16 protein-coding genes are annotated in these 21,066 nt (G+C 74.3%); 4 read left to right on the top strand and 12 right to left on the bottom strand.

The features are described 5' to 3' along the window. Positions 1 to 152 precede the first annotated feature (152 nt). Positions 153 to 362: a hypothetical protein gene (locus ACF1BH_RS09620; protein WP_391641869.1), complete on the bottom strand. Its 210-nt coding sequence runs from the start codon at positions 360 to 362 to the stop codon at positions 153 to 155. A 654-nt stretch (positions 363 to 1,016) separates the two neighbouring features. Between ACF1BH_RS09620 and ACF1BH_RS09615 the strand changes: the two genes are divergently transcribed. Then, complete coding sequence (locus ACF1BH_RS09615) at positions 1,017 to 2,399, top strand: protein kinase (RefSeq protein ID WP_391642194.1); 1,383 nt, start codon at positions 1,017 to 1,019, stop codon at positions 2,397 to 2,399. A gap of 66 nt (positions 2,400 to 2,465) precedes the next feature. On the opposite strand, the gene ACF1BH_RS09610 is transcribed toward ACF1BH_RS09615, so the two are convergent. The 8 genes from ACF1BH_RS09610 to ACF1BH_RS09575 form a co-directional block, all read right to left on the bottom strand. Further along, positions 2,466 to 3,284, bottom strand: a complete 819-nt coding sequence (locus tag ACF1BH_RS09610; RefSeq protein WP_391641868.1) for a TrmH family RNA methyltransferase — start codon at positions 3,282 to 3,284, stop codon at positions 2,466 to 2,468. A gap of 52 nt (positions 3,285 to 3,336) precedes the next feature. After that, positions 3,337 to 4,572: a uroporphyrinogen-III C-methyltransferase gene (cobA, locus tag ACF1BH_RS09605; RefSeq protein WP_391641867.1), complete on the bottom strand. Its 1,236-nt coding sequence runs from the start codon at positions 4,570 to 4,572 to the stop codon at positions 3,337 to 3,339. A gap of 359 nt (positions 4,573 to 4,931) precedes the next feature. After that, entirely contained in the window at positions 4,932 to 9,140 is a 4,209-nt protein-coding gene (cobT, locus tag ACF1BH_RS09600) for a nicotinate-nucleotide--dimethylbenzimidazole phosphoribosyltransferase (protein ID WP_391641866.1), read from the bottom strand. 250 nt (positions 9,141 to 9,390) lie between these two features. Next, complete coding sequence (cbiE, locus tag ACF1BH_RS09595) at positions 9,391 to 10,617, bottom strand: precorrin-6y C5,15-methyltransferase (decarboxylating) subunit CbiE (RefSeq protein ID WP_391641865.1); 1,227 nt, start codon at positions 10,615 to 10,617, stop codon at positions 9,391 to 9,393. Between the two features lie 177 nt (positions 10,618 to 10,794). Continuing rightward, positions 10,795 to 11,427, bottom strand: coding sequence for a GNAT family N-acetyltransferase (locus tag ACF1BH_RS09590; protein ID WP_391641864.1), 633 nt, complete (start codon positions 11,425 to 11,427; stop codon positions 10,795 to 10,797). A gap of 174 nt (positions 11,428 to 11,601) precedes the next feature. Then, positions 11,602 to 12,456, bottom strand: coding sequence for a MetQ/NlpA family ABC transporter substrate-binding protein (locus ACF1BH_RS09585; RefSeq protein ID WP_391641863.1), 855 nt, complete (start codon positions 12,454 to 12,456; stop codon positions 11,602 to 11,604). A 78-nt stretch (positions 12,457 to 12,534) separates the two neighbouring features. Further along, complete coding sequence (locus ACF1BH_RS09580; RefSeq protein ID WP_391641862.1) at positions 12,535 to 13,284, bottom strand: methionine ABC transporter permease; 750 nt, start codon at positions 13,282 to 13,284, stop codon at positions 12,535 to 12,537. Then, the gene (locus tag ACF1BH_RS09575) at positions 13,281 to 14,345 is read right to left on the bottom strand and encodes a methionine ABC transporter ATP-binding protein (RefSeq protein ID WP_391641861.1); all 1,065 of its coding nucleotides are present in this window, start codon (positions 14,343 to 14,345) and stop codon (positions 13,281 to 13,283) included. The genes ACF1BH_RS09580 and ACF1BH_RS09575 overlap by 4 nt, the downstream gene beginning before the upstream one ends. Positions 14,346 to 15,021: 676 nt before the next feature. Here ACF1BH_RS09575 and ACF1BH_RS09570 point away from each other — a divergent pair. Both ACF1BH_RS09570 and ACF1BH_RS09565 read left to right on the top strand, forming a co-directional pair. After that, a complete protein-coding gene (locus ACF1BH_RS09570) occupies positions 15,022 to 15,390 on the top strand; it encodes a hypothetical protein (RefSeq protein WP_391641860.1) in 369 nt (122 codons plus the stop codon). Continuing rightward, a complete protein-coding gene (locus ACF1BH_RS09565; protein ID WP_391641859.1) occupies positions 15,383 to 15,820 on the top strand; it encodes a hypothetical protein in 438 nt (145 codons plus the stop codon). The genes ACF1BH_RS09570 and ACF1BH_RS09565 overlap by 8 nt, the downstream gene beginning before the upstream one ends. 59 nt (positions 15,821 to 15,879) lie before the next feature. Here the strand turns inward: ACF1BH_RS09565 and ACF1BH_RS09560 are convergent, their stop codons facing one another. Together ACF1BH_RS09560 and ACF1BH_RS09555 are read right to left on the bottom strand one after the other, a co-directional pair. Continuing rightward, positions 15,880 to 16,383 carry a GNAT family N-acetyltransferase gene (locus ACF1BH_RS09560; protein ID WP_391641858.1) on the bottom strand — a complete coding sequence of 168 codons (504 nt, stop codon included), beginning with the start codon at positions 16,381 to 16,383 and terminating at the stop codon, positions 15,880 to 15,882. A 321-nt stretch (positions 16,384 to 16,704) separates the two neighbouring features. Beyond that, positions 16,705 to 17,877: a glycerophosphodiester phosphodiesterase gene (locus ACF1BH_RS09555; protein WP_391641857.1), complete on the bottom strand. Its 1,173-nt coding sequence runs from the start codon at positions 17,875 to 17,877 to the stop codon at positions 16,705 to 16,707. Between the two features lie 262 nt (positions 17,878 to 18,139). Here ACF1BH_RS09555 and ACF1BH_RS09550 point away from each other — a divergent pair, with 262 nt between their 5' ends. Next, positions 18,140 to 18,808, top strand: a complete 669-nt coding sequence (locus ACF1BH_RS09550; protein WP_391641856.1) for a lysophospholipid acyltransferase family protein — start codon at positions 18,140 to 18,142, stop codon at positions 18,806 to 18,808. A 56-nt stretch (positions 18,809 to 18,864) separates the two neighbouring features. Here ACF1BH_RS09550 and ACF1BH_RS09545 read toward each other — a convergent pair whose 3' ends face one another. Next, the gene (locus ACF1BH_RS09545) at positions 18,865 to 20,826 is read right to left on the bottom strand and encodes a bifunctional metallophosphatase/5'-nucleotidase (RefSeq protein WP_391641855.1); all 1,962 of its coding nucleotides are present in this window, start codon (positions 20,824 to 20,826) and stop codon (positions 18,865 to 18,867) included. Between the last annotated feature and the right edge of the window lie 240 nt (positions 20,827 to 21,066).

Here is a 21,066-nt window from a genome sequence, read left to right as displayed (position 1 = left end):
CCGGGCAGGGCCCGGCCGGGCCGGAAAAACCCGGTGGCCGGGCATCTCCCCAGATGCCCGGCCACGCGTGCCGTCCGTGACACCCCCGTCCCCACGGGGCTGGGCCACGCTTCCCCCGTCCCGGGCCGCTCTCCCGGGACCAGGGCGCCGTTTCAGCGCCCCAGCAACACGGCCACGGACGACGCCTGCGTCATGACGGCTTCCCAGCCGCCGAAGACCACACCGAGCAGGACCGCGAGCGGCAGCGCCATGGCGACCGCGATCAGCGGATGTCGGGTACCCGAAGGGCGGCGGACGCCGAGCGGGGCGACGCGTTCGCGCCACCGTGCCCGCAGCGCCGTGCGCCCCTGTGGATCCGTCATCCCGGCTCCTGTCGTGTGATGGCGGCGGCGGGCACGGGACCTCGGGGGACGAGTACGGCGCCCGCCGCTCGGTCTCCACAGTAGGCAACCGGCCGGAGCCGGACGTCAGCCCGTCGTACCGGTGAACGGCCTCCAGGAGGAGGAGGGCGGCCCGCGGTGCGTACTCCGCTGGTTGCAGAACCGACCCCGGGGTGACCCTGAGGCGTGCGGCGCCGCGGGGCGGGCGAGTTGTCCGGGGCGGGGCGGGCGAGTGCATCCCGGTCGCGGATGGACAGATACCCCAACGGGTGACTTCTCTCACTCCCCGAGCGGTCCGTGCCGTCCGCCGGAGGCCGGGTACGGGCCCGATTCCGCCCGGTACGACGCGACTTGACCGTGGGGGCGCGGTTTTCGGCCGCCCGCCGGAGTTGCCGTCCGGAGGCGGCCCGGCGGGCCAATGTCCCTGCTGAGGCAGGGGGTTGGGCCGCGGCGGCGGGCACCGGAGGGAACCGGCCGGAAAACGCCGTGGGGCGCGGGCCCGTCGTCGCTGCGTCCGGTGCCCGCTGCGGGCTCATGCGCGGCCTCTCAGCGCGCCGCGCCGTCAATCCGTAAGCTGTGCCACGTCAGACGGTTGGCACGGAGTGGGTCTTGCCCACCGCAGGTATGGGGACGGACATGGCGATGATGCGGCTCCGGCGCGAGGACCCGCGTGTCGTCGGGACCTTCCGGCTGCACCGGCGGCTCGGCGCGGGCGGGATGGGCGTCGTCTACCTCGGCTCGGACAAACGCGGGCAGCGGGTGGCGCTGAAGGTGATCCGCCCGGATCTCGCGGAGGACCAGGAGTTCCGTTCCCGGTTCGCGCGGGAGGTGTCGGCGGCCCGGCGGATCCGCGGCGGCTGCACGGCACGGCTGGTCGCCGCCGATCTCGACGCGGACCGCCCGTGGTTCGCGACCCAGTACGTACCGGGCCCGTCGCTGCACGACAAGGTGAACGAGGAGGGGCCGCTCGACCCCGCGCAGGTCGCCTCGATCGGGGCGGCGCTGTCCGAGGGGCTGCTGGCCGTCCATGACGCCGGCGTGGTCCACCGCGACCTCAAGCCGTCCAACATCCTGCTGTCCCCCAAGGGGCCGCGGATCATCGACTTCGGCATCGCCTGGGCGACCGGCGCCAGCACGCTCACGCACGTCGGGACGGCCGTCGGCTCCCCCGGCTTCCTCGCGCCCGAGCAGGTGCGGGGCGCCGCGGTGGCCCCGGCCACGGACATCTTCGCGCTGGGCGCCACCCTCGCGTACGCCTGCACCGCCGACTCCCCCTTCGGGCAGGGCAGTTCGGAGGTGATGCTGTACCGCGTGGTGCACGAGGAGGCGCAGCTGGCCGGGGTGCCGGACGCGCTGGCGCCGCTGCTCGCGGCCTGTCTGGCGAAGGATCCGGCGGACCGGCCCAGCACGCTGTCGCTGTCGCTGCGGCTGAAGGAGATCGCCGCCCGGGAGGCACACGGGCTGTCGGGCGCCCCGCAGGAAGGCGCGCTCGGCGGCGCGGCGGCCGGTCCCGCCCGCGGGGAGCGGCGTCCCGGCGAGCGGCCCACCGGGCGGCGCGCCGATGCCTACGCGCGTCAACGCACCGAGCGGGGTGCCACCGGGACACCCGCGCCGCGTCCGTCGGCCGGGAGCGCGCCCCGGCCCCCGCAGCGTGAGGCGGGGGCGCGCGGCGCCGGGCCCGCCTCGTCGGCCGGCCGTCGGCCGACCGGGGGGCGGCCCGCGGGACGGGTCCCCGCCGCCCGGCCCGGCGGCGCCCGCAAGACGCCGCGCACACCGCCGCGTCCGACCTCGGGCGGCCGCCGGCCGGGGCCCGACCGGCGGCTGATGCGGCAGCGGATCCTGGTGTTCGTCACGGTGACGCTGCTGGTGGCGCTGGGGATCGCGGCGGCACAAGGCTGCCAGGGGCCGACGCGCGGGCTGGGCGGCGAGGGGTCCGTACCGGCGGGGCGGAGCGCCGTGGAGATGCCGCGGGGGCAGTCACCCGACGCCGGTCCGACGGCCGGTGACGCGGAGAGCTGAGCCGTACCGCGCCGGCAGCCGTACGCCCGGGGCCCGGGAAGGGTCCGGGCGTACGCTGTCGGCTTCTCAGGCGGTGGGGCGGCCCGTCGTGACGGCGTAGAAGGCGACGGCTGCGGCGGCGCCGACGTTGAGGGAGTCGACGCCGTGGGCCATGGGGATGCGGACCCACTCGTCGGCGGCGCGCAGGGCGCCCGTGGAGAGACCGTCGCCCTCGGCGCCCAGCAGCAGCGCCGCGCGGTCGAGGGTGTGCGGCGCCGCGGTGTCGAGGGGCGTCGCCCGGTCCGCGGGGGTCAGCGCGAAGAGGGTGAAGCCCGCCTCCCGTACGGTCGCGAGGTCGCGGGGCCAGTTCTCCAGGCGGGCGTAGGGCACGGAGAAGACGGCGCCCATGGAGACCTTCACGGAGCGGCGGTAGAGCGGGTCGGCGCAGTCCGGGGAGAGCAGCACCGCGTCCATGCCGAGGGCGGCGGCGCTGCGGAAGATGGCGCCGATGTTGGTGTGGTCGTTGACCGCCTCCATGACGGCGATCCGGCGGGCCGTGGTCAGCAGCGACGCCGGTTCCGGGAGGGGCTTGCGCTGCATGGAGGCGAGGGCGCCGCGGTGGACGTGGTAGCCGGTGACCCGTTCGGCCAGCTCGGGGCTGACCGCGTAGACCGGCGCCGGGACCTCGTCGATGACGTCGCGCATGACGTCGACCCACTTGGCCGAGAGCAGCATCGAACGCATCTCGTAACCGGCGTGCCGGGCGCGGCGGATGACCTTCTCGCCCTCGGCGATGAACAGGCCCTCGGCCGGCTCCCGGCGGCGGCGCAGTTCGACGTCGGTGAGGCCGGTGTAGTCGCGCAGCCGGGGGTCGTCGGGGTCGTCGACGGTGATGATTTCTGCCACGGGGAGATAGTGCCTTGTCGGTGTCGGGGTGCCAATGCCGGGCGGGGAAGGGCTACTTGGCGGTGCTGCCGGGGGTGACGGCGACGACGTCACCGATGACGAGGACCGCCGGGGGGCGTACGCCTTCGGCCCGGACGGTCTCGCCGAGGGTGGCGAGGGTGGCGTCGACGCGGCGCTGGGCGGCGGTGGTGCCCTCCTGGACGACGGCGGCGGGGGTGTCGCCGGAGCGGCCGTGGGCCATGAGCGTGGCGGCGATGGCGGCGCTGTTGCCGACGCCCATCAGGACGACGAGGGTGCCGCGCAGCCGGGCGAGGGCGGGCCAGTCGACGAGGGAGCGTTCGTCGTCGGGGGCGACATGGCCGCTGACGACGGTGAACTCGTGGGCGACGCCGCGGTGGGTGACGGGGATACCGGCGGCGCCGGGCACCGAGATGGTGCTGGAGATGCCGGGGACGACGGTGCAGGGGATACCGGCCTCGGCGAGCGCCTGGGCCTCCTCCATGCCGCGGCCGAAGACGAAGGGGTCGCCGCCCTTGAGCCGGACCACGGCCTTGCCGGCCTTGGCGTGGTCGATGAGGGCCTGGTTGATGGCCTCCTGCGCCATGAAACGGCCGTAGGGGATCTTCGCCGCGTCGATGATCTCGACGTGCGGCGGGAGTTCGGCGAGGAGGTCGCGGGGGCCGAGGCGGTCGGCGATGACGACGTCGGCCTCGGCGAGCAGGCGGCGGCCGCGCACGGTGATCAGGTCCGGGTCGCCGGGGCCGCCGCCGACGAGGGCGACACCCTTGGTGCGGGCGCGGTGGTGGGGAGCGGCGAGGGAGCCCTCGCGCAGGCCCTCGACGACGGCGTCGCGGACGGCGGCGGAGCGGCGGGGGTCGCGGCCGGTGAGGACGGCGACGGTGACGCCTTCGCTGTGGCCGGTGGCCGGCGTCCAGGCGGTGGCGGCCTCGGCGTCGTCGGAGCGGACGGCCCAGACCCGGCGCTCCTCGGCCTCGCGGGAGGCGGCGGCGTTGGCCTCGGGGTCGTCGGTGGAGATCAGCGCGTACCAGGCGCCTTCGAGGTCGCCGGGGCGGTAGTGGCGGCGCTCCCAGCGGAGTTCGCCGGTGTCGGCCATCGCCTCGACGGAGGGGGTGGCCGACGGGGAGACGAGCAGGACGTCGGCCCCGGCGGCGAGGAGGGCGGGGAGCCGGCGCTGGGCGACCTGGCCGGCGCCGAGGACGACGACGCGGCGGCCCGACAGGCGCAGGCCGACGGGGTAGGCGGCGTGTTCGGCGGCGTGCTCGGCCATGGGTGCGGCTCCTTGTGCGGGTGAGGCGGGGTCGGCGGGACACAGCCGCTACGGCGGTGGAACGGCTGGGAGGCATCCACGGGGCGCCGCCGGGTCCGGCCCCGGCGCGGGTGGCGGCCCGCTCCCAGCCTATAGGGGACACGGGGCAGCGGTTCGGGGGCCTGGGGATACGGGGGCGGGGGCCGGGGCGTGGTGTACAGGGTGCTTGAAAGGGCGGGTCGGGAACCCTACGGAAAGCGCGGGATGCGCCCTCCCGGAAAGCGCGGGCCCGGTGTCCCCTCGGCGAGCAGGACACCGGGCCCGTGGGCGCACTGCCCCGGGCGGCCCGGTGGACGGACGGCCCGGGCGGACGCCTCGGCTCAGCTCTTCTCCGTCACGCCCGCGGTGTCGAAGGTGGCGACCTCGTGCATGGCCCGGGCGGCGCTCTGGACGAGAGGGAGGGCGAGCAGGGCGCCGGTGCCCTCTCCGAGCCGGAGGTCGAGGTCGACCAGGGGGCGGAGGCCGAGCTTGGTCAGGGCGGCGACGTGGCCCGGTTCGGCGCTGCGGTGGCCGGCGATGCAGGCGGCCAGTGCCTCGGGGGCGATGGCGTGGGCGACGAGGGCCGCGGCGCCGACGCTGACGCCGTCCAGGATCACCGGCGTCCGCAGGGACGCGCCGCCGAGGATCAGACCGACGAGGGCGGCGTGTTCCAGACCGCCGACCGCGGCGAGGACGCCGATGGGGTCGGCCGGGTCGGGGCGGTGCAGATCCAGGGCGCGGCGCACCACATCGACCTTGCGGGCGTGCGTCTCGTCGTTGATGCCGGTGCCCCGGCCGGTGATCTCGGCGGGGTCGGCGCCGGTGTAGACGCTGATCAGGGCGGCCGACGCGGTGGTGTTGGCGATGCCCATCTCGCCGGTGAGCAGCGCCTTGTTCCCGGCCGCGACGAGGTCCCGGGCGGTCTCGACACCGGCCTCGATCGCCTTGAGCACGTCCTCCTGGGACATGGCGGGCCCGGCGGTGAAGTCGTCGGTACCGGCGCGGACCTTACGGGGCAGCAGCCCCGGTGCGGCGGGGAGTTCGGTGGCGACACCGACGTCGACGACGCAGACCTCGGCGCCGACCTGGGTGGCGAAGGCGTTGCAGACCGCGCCGCCGCCCAGGAAGTTGGCGACCATCTGGCCGGTGACCTCCTGGGGCCAGGGGGTCACCCCCTGGGCGTGCACACCGTGGTCGGCCGCGAAGATCGCGACGGCGGCGGGCTCCGGGATCGGCGGCGGGCACTTGCGGGAGAGGCCGCACAGCTGTGCGGAGATGATCTCCAGCATGCCCAGCGCCCCGGCGGGCTTGGTCATCCGCTTCTGCCGCTCCCACGCGTCCCCGAGCGCCTTGGCGTCGAGCGGGCGGATGCCGTGCAGGGTCTCCCGGAGGAGGTCGTGCGGGTCCTCGCCGGGCAGGGCGCGGCGGCCGTAGGTCTCCTCGTGGACGACCCAGGACAGCGGACGGCGCTCGGCCCATCCGGCCTGCATCAGTTCCGGTTCCTCGGGGAACTCGTCGACGTAGCCGATGCAGAGGTAGGCGACGACCTCCAGGTGCTCGGGGAGGCCGAGTTCGGTGACCATCTGGCGCTCGTCGAAGAAGCTGACCCAGCCGACGCCGAGACCCTCGGCGCGGGCGGCGAGCCAGAGGTTCTCGACGGCGAGCGCGGAGGAGTACGGCGCCATCTGCGGCTGGGTGTGCCGGCCGAGGGTGTGGCGACCGCCGCGGGTGGGGTCGGCGGTGACGACGATGTTCACCGGAGTGTCGAGGATGGCCTCGATCTTCAGCTCGCGGAACTGCTTGGCGCGGCCCTTGGGCAGCGAGGCGGCGTACGCCTTCCGCTGCTCGGTGGCGAGCTGGTGCATCCGCTCGCGGGTCTCGCCGGAGCGGATCACGACGAAGTCCCACGGCTGCGAGTGTCCGACGCTGGGCGCGGTGTGCGCCGCCTCCAGGACGCGCAGGAGCACGTCGTTGGGGATCGGGTCGGAGCGGAAGCCGTTGCGGATGTCGCGGCGTTCGCGCATGACGCGGTGGACGGCGGCGCGCTCGGACTCGTCGTAACCGGGGGCCGCGGGGGCGGGCTCGGTCTGCTCGACGGCGGGGGCTTCGGCGGCGGGAGCCTCGGCGGCGGGCTCGGGCGGCGTCCGGCCCTCTGCGGGGGCCTCGGCCGGTGCCGTCGCCTCGGTGGGCCGCGGCTGCTCCGGGGCGGGGGCCTGGGCGGGCGCCGCCTCGGGGTGGTCCTCGGCCCGCGGCGCCTCCTGGGGCGCTTCGGGCGCGCCGGGCACGGTGACGTCCTGCGGGTGCGGGGCGGCCTCGGGGGCGGCCGGGGGCACGGTCTGCGGCCACCCCGCGATGGGGGTACCGGCGGCCGGGGTGGCGGTGACGGGCAGCGGGGCGGGCACCGGAACGCCGGGAGCCACCGTGGGGGCGGCCTGCGGAACGTCGGCGTCGGCGGGCCCGGTGGGCTGCGCCTCCCCGGCGGTGTCCGGGCCGTTCGGCTGCGGGGCGGGTGCCGCGGCGGCGCCGTTGGCCGGTGCCGACGGGGCCTGGGCGGCCGGTTCCTGGGCGGGCTGGTGCTGAACGGTGTGCTCCGGGGCGGGGTGGTTCCGGTGGATGTCCTGGGGCGCGGCGGCCTCGGGGTGCGGTCCGGCGTCGGGGACGTCGGACGGCTGCGGGGCGACCGCCTCGGGCGCGGCCGGATCGGCTGCCGCCGTGTCCGCGACCGGGGCGGGCTGCTCGGCGACAGCGGCTTCGGGGGCCTGCGGCTGGGCATCGGGCTCGGGAGCGGTGGCCTGGGCGTCAGGGGCCTGAGCCTCAGGGGCCTGAGCATCGGGAACCTGGACCTCGGGGGCCTGAGCATCGGGAGCCTGGGCCTCGGGCGCCTGGGCCTCGCCCTCGGGGATCTGCGGCTGGGCGTCGGTCACGGTCTCGGGGACCGGTGCCTCGGCCGGAGCCTCCGTCTCCGGGGCTGCCGTGGCCTGGGCGTCCGTGGCGGCCCGGGCGTCCGCCTGGGGAGCGGGAGCCTGCGCGGCCGCCTCGGCCTCGGCGGCGGGCACCGGCTCCGCGGGCACCGCGCCCTCGGCGGCGTCGGCGCCCTCGGCAACGGGGACCTGCCCGGCCTCCAGCTGCGGCTCCGGCTCCGGCTGTACGGCCTCGGCCTGCTCCGTGACGGGCTGTTCCGTGACGGGCTGTTCCGTGACGGGCTGTTCCGTGACGGGCTGTTCCGCAGGCGCCGCGGCGGGCTGGGCCACTGCGCCCTCGGGCGCGGCGTCACCGGCCCCGGCGGCAGGGGCTTCGGCGGGCGCGTCCGCGGCCGCCTCGGGGGTCTCGTCCGTACCCTCCGGAGCGGCGGGCTGCTCGGTCGGCTGCTCCACGGCGACCGGAACGGCCCCGTCCGCGACCTCGGCAACCGGTACGGGGACCTCGGCGCCGACCGGTGCGTCGGCCTGCGGGGCAGTGGCGTCGACGGCCTCACCGTCCGGGACATCACCGTCCGAGACATCGCCGTTCGGGGCGTCACCGTTCGGGACGTCCGCACCGGGCGCCTCGGCGGGCTGCGGCGCCGCGTCGGGAGCCGCCACCTCCGCCTCCGGCTGCGCGGCGGCGGCCGGGTCGGAACCGGCGGCGACCTGCGGAGCGTCCGCCGCGGCGGCCTCCGGAGCGGGGGCCTCCTGCGGAACACCGGCCTCGGCCGGAGCCGCGTCCTCAGGGCCGGGCGCCTGCCGCGGGGCAGACCCCTCCGCCTCCACGAGGGCGTCCACGGTCTGCCCGGCCGGCTCGGGGTGTGCCTCGGCCGGGACGGCGTCCGGCGTCGGCACGCCCTGGGCGGGAAGCGGTACCGCGACGGGCTGAGCGGCCTGCTGCGGAGCGGCGGCCGCCTGCGCGGACGCCTCGCCCCACGGCATCGCCTGCGGCGGGATCTCGCCAAGCTGGGGGCCGGGCAGCGTCGCGGCGTCGGGAACGGCGGGCGCCACCGGAGCGGCGGGCGCGGCCGGATCCGGCGCCTGCGGAGCGGCCTCCGCGACCGGCACCTGCGCACCGGCCCCGGCAACGGGCCCCTGCGCACCGGCCTCGACGACGGGAGCCTGCGGAACGTCCGTCACCGGTACGTCCGTGGCCGGCACATCCGCCGCCGGGACGTCCAGGTATTCGGGGCCGATCGTGGGCGGCCCGGGCTGGCGGACCGGCATCGGCTGGGGCGGGGTCGCCGGGCCGCGGTCCGCCAGGGAGCGGACCACGCCTCCGGTGGCGTCCGGCACGGGCGGGCCCATGTGCAGCGGGCGCCGGGCGGGCGCGGGCTGGGGGGCGGCGGCACGGGGCTTGCGGTCCGGCTGCTCGGTCCAGGCGCCCTGGGCGGCCGGCATCAGCAGCAGATCGTCGTCATCGACCACGACACCGGACGGTTCGGGGTGGCCGTACGCGTCCGCCTGCACGGCGCCCGGCTGTTCGGCAGCCGCGGGTCCGGCAGGGGAGGCGGTCGCCGGCTGCCCGGCCTGCCCGCCCGCGTGCTCCGGCTGTCCCTCGCCCGGGACCTGGCCGGTGTCGGTCATGCGTACCCCTCGCCCATTGATAGTGCTCCTTACCACCGCTCGTGCGCGCGCGTGGCGGAGGGCGTGCCCTCCGCCCGATGGGGCGGAACGAACGGCACGCCTCGCGGCACGTCCGCCCTCGGGCGTCGCGGTCAGATATCCGGATGTTCAGCCAAAACCGTGGCGTTTCCCGGATATTGACGTACGAAGCCGAACGCGGAACAGCGGCGCAACGATCCGCCAGCCTACCCCGCGCCGGTGACCTTCCTGGTCACGGGTGAGGAACGCGATATCCGCTCAGCAGGAACACCACGGAGCGCTCCCGCTCGACCCAGGCCGAGGTGTCCAGATCGACCGATTGGAGCAGTGCGCACTCGACGTCGTAACCACCGTCGGCCAGCGCGCGGCCGAGCTCCTCGGCCTCGTCGCGGGTCGAGGCGTGGGTGACGATCCGCTCCGGGCGGCGGGCCGCGCAGGCGGTGACGACCGCCGCTCCCCCGCCGCCGATACGGATCACGTCCGGCTCCGGCAGGTCCTCCAGGATCTGCGGCGCGCGGCCGTGCACCACCTGGAGCTGGACGCCGTGGCGGCGGGCGACGGCGGCGGTGCGGCCGCAGGCGTCCGGATCGGCGTCGACGGCGATGACGGCGGCGCCGAAGCGGGCCGCCTCCACCGCGGCGGCGCCGCTGCCGGAGCCGATGTCCCAGACCAGATCGCCCAGGCGGGGGCCGAGCCGGGCGAGTTGGGCGGTACGCAGCTGCACCGCCTCGCCCTCCCCGAACACGCCGCCGTACGCGCCGGACGGCAGTCCCCAGCCGCGCGGGCCGACGGGGTGGCCGACGTCGTGGCCGGCGATCCAGCCACTGGCCCGGTCCCCGGTGTCGTCGGTGCGCTGGGCGGCGCCGACGACGATGACGACGTTGGGGTCGCGCCAGTCGTGGTCGGCGGCCTTGTCGGAGGTGAGGACGGTGACCCGCTCGCGGTCGGTGCCCAGGGCCTCGCAGATGACGAACGTACGGAGCACGCCGCCGAGCAGCAGGGCGAGTTCGGCGGGACCGGCGCCGGGGGCGGTGAGGACCGCGACCTTGGGGTGGGCGCGGCAGACGTTGACGGCGCGGCGCAGGTCGCGGCTGTGGGCGACGACGATCTGGGCGTCGTCCCAGGGCATCCCGGCGCGGGCGAACGCGGCGGCGACGGCGGAGACGGCCGGGACGACCTCGACCTCCAGGCCGTACCGGGGGTCACGCAGGGTGCGGACGACGCCGAAGAAGCCGGGGTCGCCGTCGGCGAGGACGACGGCGGTGCCGCGGTGGCGGGCGATGCGGCGGGCGGCGAGCGGGACGCTGCCCAGGCGGATACGTTCGGCGGACGGCGGGACCTCGGGGAGGGCGAGGTGGTGCGCCGCGCCGGCCACCAGGGTCGCGGCACCCAGCGCGGAGCGGGCGGCAGCGGTGAGCGGCGAGCCGTCCCATCCGATGACCGTGACCCGGTCGGCCATGCTTCGTCAGTCTCCTGTCGCGGGTGAGGGCGGGAGCCGCGTCGCAGGTCGGTGCGGGGGCGGCACCGCGAGACTACTCCTGACGGGGCCGGGCCGCGGACCGGGGACGACGGGGCTGCGCCATCCGGCCGCGGCCGGCGTCGGCGGCGCGCCCGGGGAACGGCCGCGGGCGCCCCGTCAGTTCCACTCCGGGTAGGCGAAGCCGTTGGCGTCGACCCGGCGGCCGGGCACATCGAGGTCTTCGGGGAGCAGGCTCCAGACGATGAGGTCGGTGCGGATGTCCGCCAGACCGCCGTCCTCGGTGCGGGAGCGGGCGAGGAAGGCGTTGCGCAGCACGCCCTCGCTGATGCAGCCGATCTTCTGGGCGACCTGCTGGGAGGCGGTGTTCCCGGCCGCGGTGCGCAGCTCCAGGCGCTCGAACTTCTGGTCGCCGAAGAGCCAGCGGGCGACGGCGAGGGTGGCTTCGGAGGCGTAGCCCTCGCCGCGGGCCCAGGGGGCGATGACGTAGGAGATCTCGGAGGAGCGCACCCGCCAGTTGGTGTTGCCGAGCTGGACGATGCCGACCAGGCGCTGGGTGAGGAACTCGGTGACGGCGAGGTCGATACCGCGGCCGGCGGTGCGTTCGCCGGGTGCGTACCGGGTGACCCAGTTCCGGGCGCGGTCCTCGGTGTAGGGCTGCGGTATCGCGGTCCAGGCGGCGACGAGTTCGTCGTTCATCATCTCGGCGAGGGCGGGGATGTCGTCCTCGTCCAACGGGCGCAGCACCAACCGGTCCGTGCTGATGGAGATATCCGGAAAGGTGGGGTTCATGCCGCTGCTCCAACGCTGTCGACCGTAGGGCTCCGGGGAGTTACGGGTCGTTTTCGATCACTTGTCGACCATCGTGAGTGCACAGCATGCAGCATTCCGGCGGGGATGCGCCAAGCACGGCGGCCCGTGCGCAGCGCGGGGCTGGGCACGGGCCGCCGGCGGTGCCGGGTGCGGTCAGCTCTTGGGCTTGCCGAAGGAGGGCAGCGCGGAGCCGTCGGTGTAGGTCTTCTCGATGTACTTCTTCACCGCGTCGGTGTTGAGGAGCTTGGCGAGCTTCTTGACGCGCGGGTCGTCCTCGTTGCCCTTCTTGACGGCGAGGAAGTTGGCGTACGGGTTGCCCTGGACCGGCTCGATGGCGAGGGCGTCCTCGGACGGCTTGAGCTTGGCGGGGATGGCGTAGTTGCCGTTGATCGCCGCGGCGTCGTAGTCCGGGAGGGAGGAGGGCAGCGTCTCGGCCTTGGCCTCCTGGAACTTGATGCCCTTGGTGTCCTTGATGTCATTGAGGCCGGGGTTGTCGGCCTTGTTGTCCTTGAGGGTTATCAGGCCCTTGGACGCGAGCAGCTTGAGGGCGCGGCCCTGGTTGCTGGGGTCGTTGGGGACGCCGATGACGCTGCCGGAGCCCAGCTCGGAGAGCTTGGTGTGCTTCTTGGAGTAGAGGCCCATCGGCTCCAGGTGCACGTTGACCACCGGAACGAGGTGGCCGCCCTCCTTCTTGTTGTACTCGTCCAGGTATTCCTTGTGCTGGAAGTAGTTGGCGTCCAGCTCCCCGTTCTCGGTGGCGGGGTCGACGAGCGTGTAGTCCTCGAAGGTACGGACGTTGAGCTTCAGCCCTTCCTTCGCCGCCAGGTTCTTCTTGACGAAGTCGAGGATCTGGGCCTGGGGGACGGAGGTGGCGCCGACGGTGAGCGGCGCGTTCACGTCGCCCTTCTTGGTGGTCTCCGGGTCGGAGGGGGCGCTGCAGGCGCCGAGACCGAGGGTGAGGGCTGCGGCGGCCGCGGCCGCCCCGGTGATCTTGATGACGTTACGCACGAAGAGTGCCTTTCTCACGGGTCGTCCCGCGGCGGGCGCGGGACTTCTGCCGTCCGGCAAAGGGTCCGGACTCGGGATTCACAGAAGGTGGGCGTTGTCCCGCTGGATCTGCTCGCTCGCCTTGCGGGGGCGGGGCAGGCGCAGCAGACCGCGGGGGGAGTCGGCGCGCGAGGAGCGGCGGGCCAGGGCGCGTACCGCGAGGTCGCCGACGAGCTGGACGGCGGTGACGATCACGATGATCAGGACCACCGTGACGATCATGAAGCGGGTGTCGAAGCGCTGCTGGCCGTAGGTGATGGCCACGCTGCCCAGACCGCCCGCGCCCAGGGCGCCGGCCATCGCGGAGTAGCTGATGACGGTGATGACGGTGTTGGTCAGACCGGCCACGAGCGAGGGCATCGCCTGCGGCAGCAGGACCTTGAAGACGATGGTCCAGGTGCCGCCGCCCATCGACTGGACGGCCTCGACCAGACCGCCGTCCACCTCGCGCACCGCGGTCTCCACCAGGCGGGCGAAGAACGGGATGGCGCCGATGGCGAGCGGGACGACCGCGGCGCTGGGGCCGATGGAGGTGCCGATCACGAAGCGGGTGAACGGGATCAGGGCGATCATCAGGATGATGAAGGGCAGCGACCGCCCGATGTTCACCACGACGCTGATGACCTTGTTGACCGCGGCGTTACGCAGCTGGCCGCCGCGTTCGGTGAGGACCAGCAGCACACCGAGCGGCAGACCGCCGATGACCGCCCAGACGGTCGCCCACCACACCATGAAGAAGGTGTCGAGGCAGGCGTTGTACAGCAGTGGCTGCATCTCGTTCCAGCTCACTTGGCAGCGTCCTTCCGGAGCGTGGGGGCGGGCGCGGTGGCTCCGGCGGGTGCGTCGGCGGCAGCCGCGACATCGACCTGGAGGCCCTGTTCGCGGAGGAAGCCGATGGGGACGACGTTCTCCTCGAAGGCGCCGGGCAGTTCGATCCGCATCCGGCCGACCTGCTTGCCGCCGACGGTGTCCATCGCGGCGCCGAGGATCGAGATGTCGACGTTGTAGGTGCGCGACAGCTCGGAGATGACCGGGCGGGTGGCGGCGGAGCCGTGGAAGGTGACGTCCACGACGGTGCGGTCCTCCCCGGAGGGCTCGCCGCCCACGGGGAAGAGTTCACGGGCCAGCTCGGAGCCGGGGGTGGCGAGGAGTCCGGAGACGGTGCCGGACTCGACGACCCGGCCGCCCTTCATCAGTGCGGCGGAGTCGCAGATGGTCTTGACGACGTCCATCTCGTGGGTGATGAGGACGATGGTCAGGCCGAGCTGCCGGTTGAGGTCGCGCAGCAGCTGGAGGATGGAGCGGGTGGTCTCCGGGTCCAGGGCGCTGGTGGCCTCGTCGGAGAGGAGCACCTTGGGGTCGCCGGCCAGGGCGCGGGCGATGCCGACGCGCTGCTTCTGGCCGCCGGAGAGCTGTGCCGGGTACGCCTTGGCCTTGTCGGCGAGGCCCACCAGGTCGAGGAGTTCGAGCGCCTTGCGGGCGCGTTCGCGGCGGTCGACCTTGAGGATTTCCAGCGGCAGCTCGACGTTGTCCTGGACGGTGCGCGAGGACAGCAGGTTGAAGTGCTGGAAGACCATGCCGATGTGGCTGCGGGCGGCGCGCAGCGCGGCGTTGGCGCGCTCCTTGCGTCCGGCCAGTGCGGTCAGGTCCGTCCCGGCGACGGTGACCGTGCCGGAGGTGGGGCGCTCCAGGAGGTTGAGGCAGCGGATCAGGGTGGACTTGCCGGCGCCGCTCTGGCCGAGGACGCCGTAGACCTCACCCTCGCGGACGTGCAGGTCGACGCCGTCCAGCGCGGTGACTTCGCGGTCTCCTGAGCGGTAGACCTTGGTCAGGCCCGTTGTGGTGATCACAGGGAATTCCGTCACTGTCGAGTGCCCGGCGGCTCGCCCGCCGGACACGGGGCATTCTTTCGCGGCATGGGAAACCGGGGACCTGAAAGACGCCGAAGAGCGGGCTTCGGGTTCCGGTGACGCGGGGTGGCCGGGTCCGTGGGGGCGGACGCTTCCGGCTCATGGCAGCAGGTCTCGCTTCGGGGCGCGAGGCTCAGGCGGGGGCCCTCAGCGGTCACACATTCGACACATGCAACGAGCACCGGGCGTCGTCATCGCCTCGGTCGCAGGGGTGCGGCTGCTCGTCGTGGTCATGGCGGCAAGTAAACCAGACAAGCGTCCCAGTCGAGCCAGCGCGTCCGAATAGCGGACGGCCGATGTCGGAGCGTGGACGGCTTCCCGGCCTGGCCCACCCGGTGCGCCCGCCCTCCCCCGGGCGCGCGGCCTGCGCGAACGCGCGCGCGGGGAGGCCCGCGCCCGGCCGGTCCGCCCGACGCGGGCCCGGGCCGTGTGGCCAACGCCACGGCCGGCGGGACGACCGCGCGGCGGGGCGCGCCCCGGAAGGACGGGCGGACGGACCGGCCGCGCCGCTCCCCCGCCGGGCCGGGCCCGCGCGCGATCGTCCGGTACGGGCCGATTAGCATCGCCTCATGCCCCACAACCCCACGGTGTGCCGCCGTGCCGCGCGGAGGTCCCGGTGATCGACGCCCTGACGATCGCGGTCGGTGCGACCGCCCTCGCCCTGGCCGCCTGGTGCGGCTTCGCCGCGTACCGCGACGAGCCCACGAAGGACTGGCACTTCATCGGCATGGCCGTCGTCTCCCTCCTCGGGATCGTGCAACTCGTCGTCGGCATCGTGCAGTTGGCGGGCGGCCACGCCCCCGACAAGGGCACCGCACTCTTCCTCGCCTATCTGATCGGCGCGGCGGCGTGCGTACCGGGCACCGGCTTCATGTCACTGTCGGAGCGGACCCGCTGGGGCTCGGCCACCGTCGCGGCGGGCGCCGTGGTGCTGGCGGTGCTGGAAGTCAGGCTTTTCGACATCTGGGGAGGCGGCAATGGCTGAGACCGTGGAGACCGAGGCACAGGACACCGCCGCCGACGGCCGCCGCTCGCTGGGCTCCGGCCCCGGACGGCTGCTGGTCGCGCTCTACGGCATCTTCACCGTCGCCGCCGCGTCCCGCTCGCTCTACCAGCTGCTCGCACAGTTCCACGTGGCGCCGCTGGCCTACACGCTCTCCGCGGTCTCCGCGGTGGTCTACGGCTTCATCACCTTCTCATTGGTGCGCGGCGGTGAGGGTGCCCGCCGGGCGGCGCTGGTCTGCTGTGCGCTGGAGCTGCTGGGCGTCTTCGGCATCGGCACCTGGACGCTGCTCGACCCGGCCGCCTTCCCCGACGCCACGGTCTGGTCGGACTACGGCATGGGCTATCTCTTCATCCCGGTGATCCTGCCGGTCACCGGTCTGCTCTGGCTGCGGCGGGCGCGTACCGCCTGACGCCTGCGGGCGCGACCGTGCCGCGGGGCCTTGCGCGATGCGGCCCCGCGGCGCGCGGCTCAGGCTCCGGCGGCGTACGCCGGTGCCGTCGCCGGCTTCTCCAACGTGATGCGGCCCGGGCGGCGGCCGGTCTCCTCGGCGGGGACGGGGGCGTAGCCGTGGCTGCGGTAGAGGCGCAGACCGCCGTCGCCGCGGCGGGTGGCGAGGAGGCGGTAGCGGGTGGCGGCGCGTTCGGCGCTCAGCCGTGCCTCGACGGCGGCCAGCAACCTGCCGCCGAGACCGTGCCGTTGCAGCCGGGGATGGACGATGAGCTTGCCGATGCGGGCGGTGCCGTCGGCGTCGACGGTGCCGCGGGCCGAGCCGACGACCTCGTCGCCGAGGCGGGCGACCACCACGCAGCCGGTGGCCAGTTCCTCGCGGAGCCCGGCCAGGCTCTGGGTGAGCGGTTCGATGCCGTAGTCGTCGCACAGCGCCGCTTCGGGCTGGTAGCAGAGGTACTGGAGTTTGAGGATCTGCTCGGCGTCCTGGTCGGTCGCCGCAGAGATGGTCACGCTCGTGCCCATGCGCGTTGTCCTCCCCTTTTCGGTTCGCGGTGTCCGGGTGCCATGAGGGTGGTGGCGGCTCCCGGAACGATGGCCCTGACCGGCGGCGCCCGGCAGGCACCGCCGCTCCCGGCGTGGCCGCCGCCGGTGCTCTCCAGGGCTCCCCGCAAAGCACCGGCGGCAATCGCGCCGCGAGCATTCTGCGGGCCCGCCGCCGCAACCGGAACGGACCGGCGGCCCGCTGTGACATTCCCGACGCCGCCCGCCCCGGGGGAACGGGGCGGGCGGCGGGCCGGTCCGCGGCGCACCGGCCGGAACGGGCCGGGCGGATCAGGCCACGGCTCAGGCCTTGCGGAACTCCTCGGCCACCAGCAGCGCGGTGTCCGGGTTGTCGGAGAACATCCCGTCGAGGCCGGTCGCCAGGCAGGCGCGGAAGTAGCCGCGGGCGTCGCCGTAGGCGTTCGGGTCGGTGCCGCGGCGGTAGTCGGTCGGCAGGAAGGTGTTCTCGTTGCGCCCGGTGTAGGGGTGCAGCACCAGACCGGCCGCGTGCGCGTCCTTGACCAGCGAGGTGGGCGGGCCGGACTTACCGGACGCGTCCCGGGGGATGATCTGGTCCAGCGCCGGGCCGATGCCCTGGGCGAAGTCCGCGATCCACCGCAGGCCCTTGGGCTCGATGAGGTCGGCCACGGTCCGCGGGTCGCCGGACTCGACGAAGTCCCACGGCCGGGTGTCGGGCGCGTCGAGCAGGACGACCTTGGGGCACTCCAGGCCCAGCTTGCCCAGCCGCTGGATGCTGCTCGGCTCGAACGACTGGAGGAAGTTCGGGGAGGTGCGGCGGTGGCGGCCGTAGGCGCGCAGCGCCTTCGCCAGCCGCTCCTCCAGGCCCAGGCCCAGCTTGCGGAAGTAGGTGGGGTGCTTGGTCTCGATGTGGAGCCAGACGCGGCGGCCACGGCGGCGGCCCTCGCGGTCGGCCCAGCGCAGCACCTCGTCGAAGGTGGGGACCTCCCACACGCCGTCGTAGAGCGTGTTGTGCTGACGGGTCTGCGGGATGCGCTCCTTGGCGCGGAGGGTCTTCAGCTCGGCGAGGGTGAAGTCCTCGGTGAACCAGCCGGTGAGCTTCACCCCGTCGACCGTCTTGGTGGTCTTGCGGTCCGCGAACTCGGGGTGCGCGGAGACGTCGGTGGTCGCCGTGATGTCGTTCTCGTGCCGGCAGACCAGGTGGCCGTCCTTGGTGGGGACGAGGTCCTGCTCGATGACGTCCGCGCCCATGTCCAGGGCGAGTTGGTAGGAGCCGAGGGTGTGCTCGGGGCGGTAGCCGCTGGCGCCGCGGTGGCCGACGATCAGCGGGACGGGCAGTTCGCCGCCCGCGCCGCCGTGACCCGGACGGCCGCTCGCCGCCGTAGCGGTGCGCTCGGCCGCTGCGGCCTGTCCGGCGGCGCCGAACACCACCGCGCCCGCGCCGAGGGCCGCGGCCCCCAGTATCTTGCGCCGTCCCGGCTGCTGGCCCTGGTGCATCCCCGCTCCTTGCTCTCTGAATCGTCTGATCAGCCGCGCCGACCAGGGGTAGGGGGCCGGGCGGCCGGTCGATCGTATGCACGAATGAAGGAGTTCGGGGAGACCGCAGAGGGATTTGTGGAGAACGGGGCACCAACAGGGGGCAACTCCGTGCAGCGACCGGATGAACCCGGTGTGCGACCACAGGTGACCCGCGAGTATCGTCCTGAGCCGCAGCGTTCCGTCATCACCGCCCGCCGACCCGTCACGCCCGGAGGACCCGTTGTCCCGCATTCTGCTGAAGGCGATCCTCGGATTCGTCATGCGCGTCCTGTACCGCCCCACGGTCGAGGGCGCGGAGCGCATCCCGGAGACCGGCCCGGTGATCCTGGCCGGCAATCACGTCACGTTCATCGACTCGCTGTTCCTGAGCCTGGTCGTCAAGCGGCCGGTGTACTTCATCGGCAAGGACTCCTACGTCACCGGTAAGGGGCTCAAGGGCCGGCTGATGGCGTGGTTCTTCCGCAGCTCCGGGATGATCCCGGTGGACCGCGACGGCGGGCGCGGCGGCGTCGCGGCGCTGATGACCGGCCGCCGGGTCCTGGAGCAGGGCCATGCGTTCGGCATCTACCCGGAGGGCACCCGCTCCCCCGACGGCCGTCTCTACCGCGGCCGTACCGGCATCGCCCGGCTGACGCTGATGACCGGCGCGCCCGTCGTCCCGTTCGCGATGATCGGCACGGACAAGGTGCAGCCCGGCGGCAAGGGCGTGCCGCGTGTCGCCAAGGTGACGGTCCGCTTCGGTGAGCCGCTGGAGTTCTCCCGGTACGACGGCATGGACCGCGACCGCTACGTCCTGCGGGCCGTCACCGACGAGGTGATGAGCGACGTGATGGAGCTGTCCGGCCAGGAGTACGTGGACGTCTACGCCACCAAGGCGCGCGCCGCCTGACCGTCCGCCGCACGACGGGCCGCATCCCTCGGGGTGCGGCCCGTCGGCGTGTGTGCTCAGCAGGGGACCCGGAAGCCGCCGGCGGCGCGGCGGCCCCGGGCGAGGGCGGTGGTCACGGCCGCCTCGGGGCGGGGGATGGCGGTGCCGTCGTCCTGGAGCGGGCGGGGGCGTTCGGTGATGGTGCCGGTGCGGGCGTGGGGCGCGGTGGCGTTCTTCACCCGGACCCGGTCGGTGGCCGCCGGGGTGAGCTTCTTCGTCTGCCGGACGTAGGCGATGAAGCTCTCGAAGTCGCGGGTGTGGCGCACCGGTTCGGTGAAGCCGAGGAAGGCGCTGAAGCCGTCCTGGTTGATGAGGGTGTACGAGGGGGCGGCGAGGCGGTAGGTGCGCTTCTCGTCGAGGGGCTTGCCGTCGATGAACACCTCGGCGGGGTCGACGCGGTTGCCGGCCGGGCCGGTGGCGTCGAAGGTGTAGCGGACGTTGCCGGAGACGGCGAGCGGGGCGTAGCCGAGGCCGCCGCCCGGCACCGGCGCCCACTGCTCCTCCAGCGCATCGTGGAGTTGGCGCCCGGTGACGGTGACGGTCATGATCGGGTCGCCGAAGCCGACGGCGTTCCAGGCGGCGCCGAAGGTGACGGTGCCGCCGCTCTCGGCGTCGTGCACCAGGTCGGCGGCGATGACGGACTGGCCCTGGCGGGGCGCGACCACGATCAGCGCGAGGTCGGCCGGGGTGTTGGCGGGCCCGCCCGGGTCGGCCATCGGGTCGAGCGGCTGCCGCCCGGCCCACAGCGCCCAGTCGGCCGCGAGGTTGCCCATGGTGCTCTCGCCGGTGTCCTTACGGGTGCGGGTGAAGGACGCGGTCTGGGTGGCGATCGGGGTGGCGGCGCGGCGGGTGCCGTATCCGGCCCAGTAGTCGGCGATCTCGCGGAGGACGGGATCGGGGGTGATGTCGCGGGTGTTGGGGTGGTTGGTCGTGGTGGTCAGCTCGCGGACGACCGCGCCGGTGGCGGGGTCGAGGCGGAGCGTGATCTCGTTGATCAGCTGGCCGTAGCAGCCCGCCTCGACGAACGGGCGGGGCCTGCCCGACGGGTCCGGCAGCATCATGGAGAAGGCGCAGTGCCAGTGGCCGGTGACGATGGCGTCGATGTCGGACGAGGCGCGCAGGGCGAGTTCGTAGGCGGGGCCCGAGGGGTTGGTGCCGCTGTTGAAGTCGGCGCCGGCGACGGCGCCGTCGTGCATGCTCAGGACGATGGCGCGGACGCCCTGGGCCTTGAGTTCGGCGGCGCAGCGGTTGGCGGTCTCCAGCTCGTCGAGGGTGCGCAGGCCGGGCTGGTAGGAGCCGGGGAACGACTCGGTGCCGACGGCGGTGAGGTGGATGAAGCCGATCGGCAGGGTGCGACCGCCGCCCGCGTCGACGTGCACGACGTTGTACGGCGGCAGCACGGTCTTCCCGTCGGCGACGTAGGTCATGTTGGCGCTGTAGTAGGCGAAGTCGGCGCCCTTGAAGCGCATGCCGGTGGAGTCCTTGAAGGCGTCGTCGCGGTCGACGACGGGGAAGGGCTTGCCGCCCGCCATGTGTGTGGTGAGGTACCGCGCCGACTTGTCGAACTCGTGGTTGCCGGCGGACGCGAAGTCCAGGCCCATGGCGTTGAGCGCCTCGATGGTGGGCTCGTCGGCGAGCGCGGCGGCGTCGAACTCCCAGCCGGAGAAGAGGTCTCCGGGGGCGAAGAAGACGGAGTTGGTGTGTCCGGCGCGCAGCGCCTTCAGGTGCGCGGCCATGTAGGCGACGCCGCCGACGGTGTATCTCCGGCCGCCCGCACCGGTGATGACGGAGTTTCCGCCGGGCGCGCCCTGGAGGTAGCCGTGCAGGTCGGTGATGTTGAGGAGTTGCACGTCGACGTACTCGGTGGCGGTGGCCGCGTCACGGGCGTGGCCGGTGGCGTAGGTGGGGGTGCCGAGGGCGCCGGTGGTGGCCAGCGCCCCGGCAGCGGTGAGGAAGGAACGTCGTCCGATCTCGCGCACTGCGTCACTCTCCTGGGAGGTCCCGGGCGGAAGGGAACGGACGGAGAGTCAAGCGGGCGGGGCGGGCGCGCCGATCTCCGCGACGCGACGCGGACGTGAACGGGCGGCGGACATCGGCCCGTCGGCCACCGGTACGCCCGGCGCGCCGTGGCGATCATGGTTGCCGCCCCGCCCACGCCCCGGCGCCGACACGCCCCCGCCCCGCCCCGCGTCCCCCATCCGCACCCAAACCGGCCGGAC

Source organism: Streptomyces sp. NPDC014733 (assembly GCF_043083385.1).
GTDB lineage: Bacteria > Actinomycetota > Actinomycetes > Streptomycetales > Streptomycetaceae > Streptomyces.
This window is presented reverse-complemented; position numbering and strand designations above follow the sequence as displayed.